Source organism: Halosolutus halophilus (assembly GCF_022869805.1).
In the GTDB taxonomy this organism is placed as follows: Archaea; Halobacteriota; Halobacteria; order Halobacteriales; family Natrialbaceae; genus Halosolutus; species Halosolutus halophilus.
In genome coordinates, this window is the sequence record NZ_CP094974.1 from 2,679,223 (window position 1) to 2,691,016 (window position 11,794).

Annotated in this window: 13 protein-coding genes; 7 read left to right on the forward strand and 6 right to left on the reverse strand. The window is 57.9% G+C overall.

The features are described from left to right. Positions 1–51 precede the first annotated feature (51 nt). Positions 52–216 (forward strand): heavy-metal-associated domain-containing protein, encoded by a 165-nt coding sequence (locus MUG98_RS13085; protein ID WP_265107891.1) that lies wholly within the window; start codon positions 52–54, stop codon positions 214–216. Here MUG98_RS13085 and MUG98_RS13090 read toward each other — a convergent pair. After that, positions 213–2,510, reverse strand: a complete 2,298-nt coding sequence (locus tag MUG98_RS13090) for a heavy metal translocating P-type ATPase (RefSeq protein WP_265107892.1) — start codon at positions 2,508–2,510, stop codon at positions 213–215. The two genes, MUG98_RS13085 and MUG98_RS13090, sit on opposite strands and share 4 nt — an antisense overlap. A 130-nt stretch (positions 2,511–2,640) precedes the next feature. On the opposite strand from MUG98_RS13090, the gene MUG98_RS13095 reads away from it, so the two are divergent. Continuing rightward, positions 2,641–3,195, forward strand: coding sequence for an ArsR/SmtB family transcription factor (locus tag MUG98_RS13095; RefSeq protein ID WP_265107893.1), 555 nt, complete (start codon positions 2,641–2,643; stop codon positions 3,193–3,195). Positions 3,196–3,226: 31 nt separating this feature from the next. Here MUG98_RS13095 and MUG98_RS13100 read toward each other — a convergent pair whose 3' ends face one another. Beyond that, on the reverse strand, positions 3,227–4,303 hold the full coding sequence (locus MUG98_RS13100) for a CNNM domain-containing protein (RefSeq protein ID WP_265107894.1): 1,077 nt from the start codon (positions 4,301–4,303) through the stop codon (positions 3,227–3,229). A 638-nt stretch (positions 4,304–4,941) separates the two neighbouring features. Further along, positions 4,942–5,499: a lamin tail domain-containing protein gene (locus MUG98_RS13105; RefSeq protein WP_265107895.1), complete on the reverse strand. Its 558-nt coding sequence runs from the start codon at positions 5,497–5,499 to the stop codon at positions 4,942–4,944. 355 nt (positions 5,500–5,854) lie between these two features. On the opposite strand from MUG98_RS13105, the gene MUG98_RS13110 reads away from it, so the two are divergent. The 3 genes from MUG98_RS13110 to MUG98_RS13120 all read left to right on the forward strand — a co-directional run bounded on the left by MUG98_RS13110 (position 5,855) and on the right by MUG98_RS13120 (position 8,970). Next, entirely contained in the window at positions 5,855–7,813 is a 1,959-nt protein-coding gene (locus tag MUG98_RS13110) for an MEDS domain-containing protein (RefSeq protein ID WP_265107896.1), read from the forward strand. Positions 7,814–7,830: 17 nt separating this feature from the next. Then, the gene (locus MUG98_RS13115; protein ID WP_265107897.1) at positions 7,831–8,280 is read left to right on the forward strand and encodes a response regulator; all 450 of its coding nucleotides are present in this window, start codon (positions 7,831–7,833) and stop codon (positions 8,278–8,280) included. 306 nt (positions 8,281–8,586) lie between these two features. After that, positions 8,587–8,970, forward strand: coding sequence for a PIN domain-containing protein (locus tag MUG98_RS13120; RefSeq protein ID WP_265107898.1), 384 nt, complete (start codon positions 8,587–8,589; stop codon positions 8,968–8,970). A 325-nt stretch (positions 8,971–9,295) separates the two neighbouring features. Here MUG98_RS13120 and MUG98_RS13125 read toward each other — a convergent pair whose 3' ends face one another. Together MUG98_RS13125 and MUG98_RS13130 are read right to left on the reverse strand one after the other, a co-directional pair. Continuing rightward, entirely contained in the window at positions 9,296–9,619 is a 324-nt protein-coding gene (locus tag MUG98_RS13125) for a chorismate mutase (protein ID WP_265107899.1), read from the reverse strand. Beyond that, positions 9,616–10,488, reverse strand: a complete 873-nt coding sequence (locus tag MUG98_RS13130; protein ID WP_265107900.1) for a shikimate kinase — start codon at positions 10,486–10,488, stop codon at positions 9,616–9,618. Before MUG98_RS13130 ends, MUG98_RS13125 begins: the two co-directional genes overlap by 4 nt. A gap of 117 nt (positions 10,489–10,605) precedes the next feature. Here MUG98_RS13130 and MUG98_RS13135 point away from each other — a divergent pair, with 117 nt between their 5' ends. Further along, a complete protein-coding gene (locus tag MUG98_RS13135) occupies positions 10,606–11,085 on the forward strand; it encodes a DUF5796 family protein (RefSeq protein ID WP_265107901.1) in 480 nt (159 codons plus the stop codon). A 4-nt stretch (positions 11,086–11,089) separates the two neighbouring features. Then, positions 11,090–11,335 (forward strand): DUF7508 domain-containing protein, encoded by a 246-nt coding sequence (locus MUG98_RS13140; protein WP_265107902.1) that lies wholly within the window; start codon positions 11,090–11,092, stop codon positions 11,333–11,335. A gap of 3 nt (positions 11,336–11,338) precedes the next feature. Here MUG98_RS13140 and MUG98_RS13145 read toward each other — a convergent pair whose 3' ends face one another. Continuing rightward, positions 11,339–11,473 carry a DUF7128 family protein gene (locus tag MUG98_RS13145; protein ID WP_265107903.1) on the reverse strand — a complete coding sequence of 45 codons (135 nt, stop codon included), beginning with the start codon at positions 11,471–11,473 and terminating at the stop codon, positions 11,339–11,341. Positions 11,474–11,794: the final 321 nt, after the last annotated feature.

Genomic DNA, 11,794 nt, shown 5'->3' on the forward strand with positions numbered 1-11,794 from the left:
CGCGGCGATTGCGGTAGTAACGACGGATCACCTGCCGATCTGAAATCAGGAATGTCCTGCAACGAGTGTGAACGCAACGTTGAGAATGTCCTGAAGAATATCGGCGGAGTCCATCGTGTCGAAGCAGATCCTGAGTCGGGAAGAGTCGAGGCTGATGTGAGCGATGATGTCCTCGGGGATGCCATTCACGACGCCGGATACGAGAGAAACGCTTAGGCGACCTCTGCTTCTTTTCCACCGGACGCGTTCGTATCGACCGCAGCGGCATCCGATTCGACGGTGAAGTCCGTGTTGAGATTCTCACCACGGAGCAACTGTCCCGCGAAACTGTTCGCAAGGACGACTGAGACGGACAGCACCATCGCTATCATTGCGAACACCGGATGGACGAGACCGGTGGTAGCCGCAGCGACGCCGATGCCGTTGAAACTGAATGCGGCGGCGAGGTTCTGCTTCGTCTTCCGGTAACTGCTCTTCCCGATTTCGTAGGCGTCCATTACCCCACGGAGGCGGTCGCCCATCAACACGATGTCCGCTGACTCGATGGCGATGTCCGTTCCTGCGCCGATGGCGATACCGATGTCGGCCTGCGTCAGTGCGGGTGCATCGTTGATGCCGTCCCCGACCATCGCCACACGTTCATCACCCTCCTGTAATCGCCGTATCTCGTCGCGCTTGTCGTCAGGAAGCACATTGGCCATCACCCGGTCGATACCGACCGTCTCCGCGACAGCGTGGGCCGTTCGTTCGTTGTCGCCCGTAATCATAACGGGGGTGATACCCACCTGCTTCATTCGGTCGATGGTCTCTGTGGCGTCGTCCTTCATCGGGTCTCCGATGGCGACGAGACCGATCACTTTGCCATCGACTGCTACGCAGACAACGGTGTAACCTCGTCCCTGGAGTCTGTCGATGTCGTTCCGGGCGGTAGTCGTGTCGATACTTGCCTCGCCCAGCCACCCGGATTTGCCGACGAGAATCCGTTCCTCCGCGACTTCCGCTCGAACACCCTTGCCGGTCACGCTCTCGAACTCATTCGGGTCGGGGTATTCGACGCCCCGTTCGTCCGCGTGGTCGAGGATTGCGTCCGCGAGGGGATGTTCACTGAACGCCTCTGCACTAGCCGCGTGACGAATCACGTCGGTCTTGTCGTCACCGAACGTTACGACCTCCTCGACGGCAGGTTCGCCCCTGGTAATCGTTCCAGTCTTGTCGAGAACGACGGTATCCACGTCCTGGAATATCTGGAAGGCGTCACCGCTTCGCATCAAGATGCCTCGGTTCGCGGCGAGACCGCCTCCGCGGATCAGTGCCAGTGGCGTCGCCATCCCGAGTGCACAGGGATAGCCGAGGACGAGAACGGCCAACGCCGCGAACGTGCCACGCTGGATGGTCGGCCCCGTCCCGAACGGATCGCCCGACCAGACGGCAGGAACCAGAAGCCAGAACAGGAACGACGCGGTGGCAACGGTAAGGACGCCGGGAACGAAATACTTCAGCACTCGATCCGCTAACTGTACGACATCGGGTTTCATTGTCCGCGCCTCTTCGATTTGACGAGCGACCTGATTCAGGAAGGCATCGTCGCCGGTCGCGGTCACTTCCACAAGGAGCGTCCCAGTCTCGTTGACGCTGCCACCGATTACATCGTCTCCCGGTTCCTTGTCCGCAGGAACAGACTCCCCTGTGGCGACGCTTTCGTCCACTGCGGTCTCGCCATCGACGACGGTGCCGTCCACCGGAAGGCTCTCCCCCGGTTTGACGCGCACGCGATCGCCCTCCGTAAGTTCACTTACGTCGACTTCCTCGACCTCACCGGCACGGACACGCCGGGCGGTATCTGGCTGGAGGGCAAGTAGATCCTGCACGGCTCGTGAGGCTCGTGTACGGACAATGAGGCTCGTGTATTCGGAGAGGATGTGATACGTGGTGATGAACACGGAGACGGCGAAGAAATGAACCGTGGGGAACCCTGGGAAGAGGAACAGACCGAGGAAGCCACCAAGCAGTCCGGCGAAGGCTCCGGCTTCGAGTAGGACGTGCTGGTTGAAGATACCACGCTGGAGGCTATTGTACGCTTTATCGATGATGTACCAGCCCGGCCCAAACATCGTCCCCAGAGCGAGGCCCAGAGTCACGAGGGCCATCCAGCGCGCCTCCGACTCGAAGGACCCTCTGTGGAAGATCATAAACAGCATTAATCCGGCGGTCACGAGCGACGCCGCACCTGCGAGGGTTAGTCGCCTCTTTGCCTGCTTGACCCCCGCCTGCTGTTCCTCGAACCGCTTCTGTTTGTCCGGGTCGCGAATCGTATAGCCGAGGTCGCGGAGCGTATCCTTGAGTTCGACCTCACTCAACGAATCGTCATACCAGATTTGCACCTCTTCGTGGGCGAGGCTGACGTTCACCTCCTCGACGCCTTCGGTTCGCTCATACGCCGTACGGATGCTCTCGGCGCAGAACGAACACGACATCCCGCCGATGACGTACCGGACTTGTGCGGTGCCCATCGCAACCCGTGTTTGGGCTGAAGCGGTGAAAGGCATTATGATGAAAGTTGTAGCGGAACGATTCTATGTTCTATAGGTTGAACGAGATTGCGACATTCTTAGGGTTCATACTCGCATAGTCGAGAGCAAGATGTCCCTGCTCGAAACAGACGTTCCGGTGCGGAACGTTATCACGACCGACCCGGAAAAAGCGAAGGCGCTGGAAAACGACGTTCGCGCCAAGATTTTGGACATGCTGGCCGACCAAGAGATGTCTATCCGAGAGATTCACGAGGAACTTCAGCGACGCGGCGAGGACAAGGTGGAGACCACGGTTCGTCACCACGTCAACGTCCTAAAAGACGCTGGGCTTGTCGAGATCGCTCGGCTCGAAGACGCGAGTGGAGGCACGCGCAAATTCTACAAATCAAACACGCGCGTATTCGCGTATGACCTTCCTGAAGAGGCCGACAAAGAACTGGCAGAAGCACACAAAACGGCACGAGAAGGCGTTGCCTCTCTGGTTGAGGAGTTATTTCATGAACACGGCGAGACGATTGAGGCAGTAGCCCGAACGATGAAACCGTGTGAATACTGTGAGACTCAGCATTATGAGGAGTTCATCGTCCGCGAGTTGGTCAATCGGGCGCTCACCAACGTCAACGAAGACGGAACATTAAACGACTTGATCGCCGATGTGGAGTAATAGTCCGTCACTAACCGATCCGACCCCGTGATTAGGTCTCCGGCACCGACGGTTCCTCTTGGTCGAGCGGATCTTCGACGTCACCGATGACGGACTCGAACGCGTCCGTCACGGTCACCAGGCCGACGACTTCCCCGTCCTCGATGACGAGTGCGAGTTCCTGGTTTTCCGCTTGGAATTGGTCGATCGCATCGCTCACATCGGTATCCGGGGAGACCGTCATCGGTGGGGCGGCCAATTCGGCGAAGTCGATCTCCCCTGTTGCGAGGTCTTCTCGATGTCTCGCGAACACGGGGAAGTAGACGATTCCCCGGAAATCCGTCAGGTCCTCTCCAACCAACGGATACCGCGTATGGGGCGTCGCTTCCATCCGCCGGAAGTTCTCCTCGAAGTCGGCTTCCGTCGACAGCGCGACGATCTTTTCGGCGGAAATCATGATCTCTCGGACCGGTCGCTCACCGATTTGCAGGGCGTTCATCACTTCGTCGTAGCGTTCGTCCGTCAGGTCACCTTGTTCGAGGACCGACCCGAGTCGGTTCCGCAGATCCGCCCGCGACTCGATCACCTCCTCTTCGGTTTCGAGCCACGCGCCGGTCATCTCGACGCCGAACAGTTTGAGCGTCGCTTTCGCGATCCAATCTCCCAGGGTGATGAGTGGCGAGATGAGCCGATGGAACCAGTACAAAGGCGTCGCGCCGTATCGACACACCATCCGCGACCGTTCGACGCCGAGGTACGTTGGCGTCTGTTCCCCGTGGGTCAGATGGACGAGATTGATGATCAGGAAGGCGATAATCCCGCCCGTGCCGATTGCGGCGAGGGCCGTGTTCTCGAACAGCGGTTCGAACAACGCAGCCAACGCCGGTTCGGCGACTATGCCGACCGCGATACTCGATGCCGTGATGCCGACTTGGCAACTCGTCAGGTAAATCTCAAGGTTCTGAGTCATCTCCCACGCCCGCTCTAACGCCAGGTTATCTCCGACGAATTCCTCTTCTGTGTATTGGCGCGCGCGGGTCAACGCGAACTCGATTGCGACGAAAAAGCCGTTCGTGAGAATCAACAAGATGCCAGCAATCAGACGGCCCGTGATTTCGAGCGTATTCATTACCATAGCACTCACCCGAGTTTATCTCAGGGGGTTGTGGACGATGAGAGATGACGTTTTCGAAGAGCCGCTGGGAGTATCGCTGCTGCAACTGCATCGCTCGCCATCAGAACGAGAAACAGGAGCACCAAAAAAACACCATGAGGAGAACGAGGAGGGCACTTCGTTCCATAGTTCTCCTTACGCGGTCCACCAATACCAATGGGTTTCTCGGGGCGGTGACTCCTGAGCCGATAGGCTACGAGAAACGGTGTGTGACATTGGGTAGCAGTAGCGTTTGCACACAGATAAACAGCAGTCTTTGTATCCGTATGTATCGCTGCAAAACAAAGAAGAATTGAAGTAACGACTCACAGAGATCATCAGTCTATTGTTGCGGATACTGTCAGTCGCACGTGCGTATCGGCGCACCGACGCCACGACGGCAGGGATGTGGTGTCGGTGGGCAACGAGAAGAGCGAGGTCGAGAATCACGTAGAGTCCACTTAAGAAACGTACCCCTTCGTACTGTACGATTTCTCTACTCAGAATCCCCTGTGAGACTCGTGGTAAGTACAGCGACGGACTGAACGATAACTCTGGTATCTACGTTGGACGCCTCCCGATGAGTACTCCCGTCCGTAGTGATAGAACGGGCTTCAATGGAGACATTCGATTTCGTCACCTGATTCAGGGGTGCTGGTACCGCCATCACAGCCAAAGTTATCGTAGGAAATATCGGTGATAATAGATCCGTGGGTGTTTCTAACGCATACTGTCCCGTTCACACCGAGTACTGATGTGGCCGATCCGGCATCGAATCCGGCATACCGAAGATAGGCTGGCGGGCTCGACGTTAGAGTCGCATCTTCTCCTTCCCGAGTTAAGAGAATGAGTTGTGCGCTTGGTTCGAGTATGAGCTTCTCCATCTGATACGTATGATCGGAAGGATACTCAACAGCGTATCCTGACACGTCCAGGGAATCTTCGGAAACGTTCTCGAGGAGGAGATACTCACCATCGATGAATTCACGATCGATTTCATCTGCGTAGACGCCAACGAAGCGCAATCCGACATCTGGTGTCCCTTTCCCGGTTCCCTCAGCCTCGTTCTCATCTGGATCTGATACGCTCCTTCCCTCAAATGCAGTAAGACACCCACTGGTTCCCGTGGCTACTCCCACAGAACTCAATGTAAGGAACTTGCGCCGGTTCATATGTAATTTCAGTTTGACATCACTAAAGCACTTTCCAAAGGTCAAGTCTCCATTTGACTCGTTGGTTGTGACTCTTTGCTGACAGCAACAGTTCCTCTCAGAAGAGAGAATGCTCAGTTTGCATCCGCGTTAATCGAATAGATTATAACCGCTTTCCGTCCAGATTCTACGATATAGTCGTATTATATACCGCTATTTATTGTATAAAATGTATTGTTCATCCCCATAACTCACGTTAAGCGGTGATATGTACTTTTCCGCTTCAAAACGACACCACTGTCGATCTCTGTAGAATGCGCCCTTCACTCATGGGTGTGAGTTAGCCTTATGGGGCTTCTGCTAGTATGAGAGTCCAATGAATCAACGCAGTACGCCCAGCGAACAGCCTGATGTCCTGAGTCTTGATAACGGGCTCGAAGCACTCCGTCAAAGTTCGGAGTTTCGCGGGCCGGTCGAACCCCTCGATGACCACGACCACTCTAACGACCATTTCGCACTCGTCTACGAAACCAACGAAGAACTCCTCTCCTCTGCGATTCCGTTCATTCGCCAGGGGCTCGAGCGGGGCGAAAAGTGTATGTACGTTATTGATGGGAGTACGAGAGAAAAGATAGAGGGTGCGATGCGAGAGAAGGGTATCGATGTCAATGACGCTCTCGAATCCAGCGCACTGGTGTTCAAAACCGCCCAAGAGACGTATCTCAAAGGAGGTACCTTCGATGCCGACGAAATGATGGAGAGATACGCCAACGCTATCGAGGAGGCCACCCAGGAGTTCGAGGCGTTCCGACTGGTCGCCGAGACGTCTTGGATCGTCGAGGACGACCTGACGATTGAGGAGTTCATGGAGTACGAAAGCCAGGTGAACGATATCTTCGAGGGCGAGGATGCGATTGCGCTCTGTCTCTACAATCGCGAGTTGTTCCCGGCAGAGGGAATCCGTGATATCGTCCGGGTCCATCCTCACCTCATTCACGATAACACTGTCTGCCACAATTTCTACTATACTCCGCCGGAGGAGTTCTGTGGACCCGCCCAACCGGCTCACGAAGCCGACCGAATGTTGGGGACGTTGAAAGAGCGGACTGAGGCGAAAACAGAAGTCGTCGAACACAAGCGCTTCCTTCAGGAACTCAACGGGATTACGGGTAGTCCGGACCTTTCATTCGAGGAGAAACTCGACAGCGTGTTCGAACTTGGGTGTGAGTGGTTCGATCTCGAACTGGGGGCTCTCAACCGCGTCGACCCCGAAGATGATCGATTGCGGGTCGAGTATATCAACGGTGAGCACGAGTACTACAAACCCGGCGCTGAATACCCCCTCTCACAGACGTACTGTATCGCTGCCGCGGATATCAAAGAAGCCGCGAGCGTGTCTGATCCTACCGAAGAGGGATTCGATGACCTCGAAGTCTACGAGGAGTTCGGGGTCGAGACGTATCTGGGTACGTACATTCCGATCGAGGGCGGCGTAGACAGAACATTCGCCTTCATCGCCTCCGACTCGCGAGTGGACCCGTTCTCCGAGGATGACCGGGCGTATCTCGAACTGATGGCCCAGTGGGTGAAGTACGAACTCGAACATCAGCAGCATCACCAGGAACTCGAAGAGACGGTCACGAAACTCCAACAGTCGAACGACCGGCTGAAACAATTCGCCTATGCTGCCTCGCACGATCTGCAAGAGCCGCTCCGGATGGTGTCGAGCTATTTACAGCTCCTCGAGAACCGATACAAGGACGATCTCGATGAGCAGGCACAGGAGTACATCGATTTCGCAGTCGATGGAGCGGACAGGATGCGGGCGATGGTCAGCGACCTGCTCTCCTTTTCGCGGGTCGAACAGGCGGACGAGGAATTCGAACCTGTCGAGTGTGACGTCGTCCTCGGACAGGTTATAGACGATATACAGGTGCAAATCGAGGAGAACGACGCCGAGATCACCATTGGTTCGCTTCCGACGGTCCTCGCGGATAGCGAGCAACTCGAGCAGTTGTTCAACAATCTTGTTTCCAACGCCATCAAGTACAACGACAGTGATCCACCGCGAGTAGAAATCGATGCCGAGGAGCGGCCCGACCGCTGGAAGTTCACCGTCGCCGACAACGGGATCGGCATCGATCCGGACAAGACCGACCAGATATTCGAAGTCTTCAAGCGACTCCACCACGACGACGAGTATCCGGGAACTGGTATCGGACTCTCGTTGTGCCAAGAGATCGTCGAGAACCACGGCGGCGAGATCTGGGTAGAGTCCGAGCAGGAGAACGGATCGACGTTCTGTGTGTCACTCCCGAAACCGGCAACGGACTGATGGGAGCACAAACCGCTATGGATAATATCGATATTCTGCTGGTTGAGGACAACCACGGCGATATCCACTTGATCGAGCAGGTGTTCGAAGATCGAGATCTTCTGGGCGAATTACATTCCGTACAAACGGGGGAAGAGGCGCTCGACTGGCTCTACCGGCGCGACGAATTCGCGGAGACCCCTCGACCCGAACTCGTTCTCCTAGATTTGAATCTACCGGCAGCCAGTGGGCAAACCGTGCTCGAGGAGATCAAGTCCGACCCGCGCCTGAAGCGGATTCCGGTGGTCGTACTGACGGGATCAGAGTCCGAAGATGACCTGATCAGGGCGTACGAGGCGTACGCTAACGCGTACCTTCTCAAACCCGTCGATCCGGACGAGTTCGCGGACCGTATTCAGGCAGTCGTAGAATTTTGGCTATTCACTGCGACACTGCCTCCTGTTTCTGCGGATGATAACGACCAGTGAACCTGGAATGAGGGAATCACCATCGTTAGTGAACGGGTTACTATCTCCAATCTACTACGGGTGATAACGTGTCGTCGGCATCACCAGGAAGCCGCGACTATCCAACAGTGAACCAAGTGACCAGCAGCCGGAAGATCTTCGGTCGCTGATCTCTAAATGCGGGAACTGAAGACGACGATTCCGACCGCCTATTGCTCCGTTGTTCAACTTTGTTGAGAGAGATGAAATCCAGCATGGACTCTCTCATATTCGAGCAGGCATTGAAGCGGAAGCGAAAGCTGAAGCCCGCGAGACGGGGACCGATAGATGACAGTGTACGTTGAAACCGACTTTCTACTCGCGCTCGCTAAGGACTCGGACTGGTTGCAGCAATCGGCGGAGGACGAACTCGACGAATACGACGTCGAAACGTCGGCATTTTCCTATCTCGAACTGCTTCTCGCCCGAGAACGGTACGAGTTCGAGCACGCCTCACTCGTGGCAAACCTGCTCGAACTCGTCCCTGTACGGGACGAAGAAGAGCGACAAATCGTCCTGAAAGCTGTCAACTACTACGACGAGGGGATGACATCGTTCGACGCGTTCCACGCCGCGACTGCGGAAACGCGTGGTATGGATGTGCTCTCATTGGGGAACGACTATGAAGACATCAAGGTAGAGCGGGTTCCGCTAGAACCGGCCGATGAATAACGCAGAAATAGCTGTGTCATATGGTATCAATTCTCGCGCTGCTCGACCTTGTTCAGGCCTATAACTCACGTTACACTGTTCTGTGTACTTTGCCGCTTTCCCGATCTGTTGTCTATCGTCTGCGACGAGCGTGACGTATCTCCTGGGCTTTAACCGTGCACGTAGTACTGTGTACTACGATGGCGACGAAAACGATTTCACTTGACGAAGAAGCCTACGATCGACTGAAGGCTCGGAATTATCACGAGAAACACTAAATATTTCAACCGTGTCGATGACCTCGAGGTACGGTCGTACTAGTGGGGATCTTCCGCTGAAGTAGTTGCTATCGATTCTCCCGCTGCTCTACTTTGTTCAGTTCGATCAACAGGCGAAAGATCGCCTTCACGAGGTTGGCGTCGACGTCGAACTGTTCGGCGTTGTGGCCGGCCCGGTCCATCACCTGCTGTTCCTGCTGTTCGTCCGTCGTCGGAAGATCTCGTTCGTCTTTGACCTGCGCGATCGTATCCGCCACGTAGGTGCGCTGGGCGATCAGTTCGACGATCTCGCGGTCGATCGTCTGGATCTCTTCGCGAAGTTCGTCGAGGCTCATCTCCTCTGGCGTGCGATTCGAGTCGGCGGTCCCGTTCGTAATATCGTCTCCAGTCATGTCGTTCGTGTCCCGTCCGTTCGAGTGCGAAGTAATCGTGTCGTTCCGTCCCGTTCGTTCCACCGCTTCCTGACGGTTTCCAGCGTCGGCCGATCGCCGACGGCGACGTAACTCGGGCCCGTGCCGGAGAGCGAGACGCCCGTCACGTCGGGGAGGGCGTCGATCATCGGCCCCGTCGGAAATCCGAGTGCGCCACTGAAGGCGAATCCGTTGACGGTCATCGCCTCGCCGTACCGGCCGTCGAGCGCGAGTTCTTCGACCAGGTCGGCCATCGGAGCGATCCGTTTGCAGGCGTCGACGTCGGCGTCGGCGCTGAACGATTGCTCCGGCGGCGTGTAGACGAGTGCGTGCCAGTCGATCGACTCGCGAGCGAGCAGTTCGTCGGTCGTATTGTCGGTGACCGTGACGCCGCCGAGCATGCTCGCGCTGGCGTCGTCGAACGCGCCGGTCACCGTCACGCCGGCCTCGCGGGCCGCCCGGACGCCCAGTTTGCAGGCGTCCACGCGATCGACGCCGTCTGCGACGCCGAGCGCGTCGAGCGTCGCGAGCACGGTCGCGTTGGCCGCGGCGCTGGAACTCTTCAGGCCGGAGGCTATCGGGACCTCGCTGTCCGTTCGAACTCGCGCGCCCGTGCGATCGGGATCGACGCCGGCGACGTCGGCGTACTCGGCGATCGTCAGCGCGGCACAGCGCTCTATGAGCGTCGCGTCAGCCCCGGGTTGGTCGGCGATTTCGCCGGCGACGTCGCCGTCGTCGGTGAGGGCTACCGTAGCAGTCGTCTCGAGATCGATCGCGAACGCCGAACCGGTGCCGGTCGCGAGCGCGTTGAGGACCGTCCCGGCTGCGGGGGCGACGGCGCGGCCGTCCATACCGAAACGTCTCAGGGCGCGTATTTACGGCTGACGGTCGACGCGGTTCTGGCCGGTGACGCCGGGATCGGAAGTCGAAACCGGTCGCTTTTCCCCGATCCGATCGAACGTCGTCCTATGAGCGCGCGTAGCAACGTCGCACCCAGTACGATCGGCGTCGATCTCGTGGACGGTGGCGTCGTCGTCCAGTACCTCGACGGGCGGGAGGTGTTCTACCACGGCCCGCCCGAACCCGTCGCCGGCGCGATCACGACGCCACCCGGAAAGGAGGTCCACGTCCTCGTCACCGATCCCGACGGCGTCGAGGGTGTCATGACCTACGTCAACGATCGCAACACGCACGACGACATCCTCGAGTCGACCGGCGTCGGCCGCGTCATGCTCGCAGGCGACGACGAGGAGGAACTCTTCCCGGGAATCACCGTCTCGACCGAGGCCTACTCGATCCGCGTGGAGGCGGATCCGTCGGCCGTCGACGGGCGAGTCTTCGTGTTCGCCGAGGACGAGATGAGCGAGCACGCGTACGAACTCGTCGCGGAAGATGAGGGAGACGAGAGGGGCGAGGACGACGCCGTCGACGAAGACAGCGGGGACTGACCCGATGCCGCTTCAGAAACCGTGGCGCGACCTCGACCGGGAGACCGTCGCGAGCGCGCCCGATCGACCCGGCGTCTACGAACTCGGTGACGGCAGTGGCACGGTACAGTCGATCGATCACGGCGTGTTGCGCGATGAACTCAAGACCGCCCTGGCCTACGGCGACGGCGTGCAGGTCCGCTGGACGGAAACGCACACCCGCGAGGGGGCCCGGGAACTCGCCGCCGAACACCGCGATCGCCTGGGCTGACCCTCACTGGATGTACGACGGATCGGATCCGTCGCAGTGCTTCTCGTGTTCCGCCGCGTCCGACTGCTCGTCGAAGAGCAGGCCGCAGGTTTCACACTCGTACCAGGTGGCGTCGTCACGTTCGGTCTGGACCACCATACGAGTGGATTCACACGGACACTCAAAGGCGTTTCTCCGGCACGGGCCGTCGGGATCCGGCACTCGCCACGGGAGCGTCGTGACGCGACCGATCGTCGAGTCGGACGCGGTGACAGTCGTGGGCTCGAACGGCCAGTAGAACCGAGTTACCGACCGGACGCTGTCGGCGGTATCGGGTCGGTTGGGGTATTCGTATCGGGCGTAGTTGGATGCCGGCGATGATCGGCGATGTGGTGGTCCAGTCGCTCCGCGGGATCGGCGTGCAGCGGTTCGTCCCCTCCCCACTCGCTCACTTCGTTCTTCGAGGGGAGCACTCCCGCC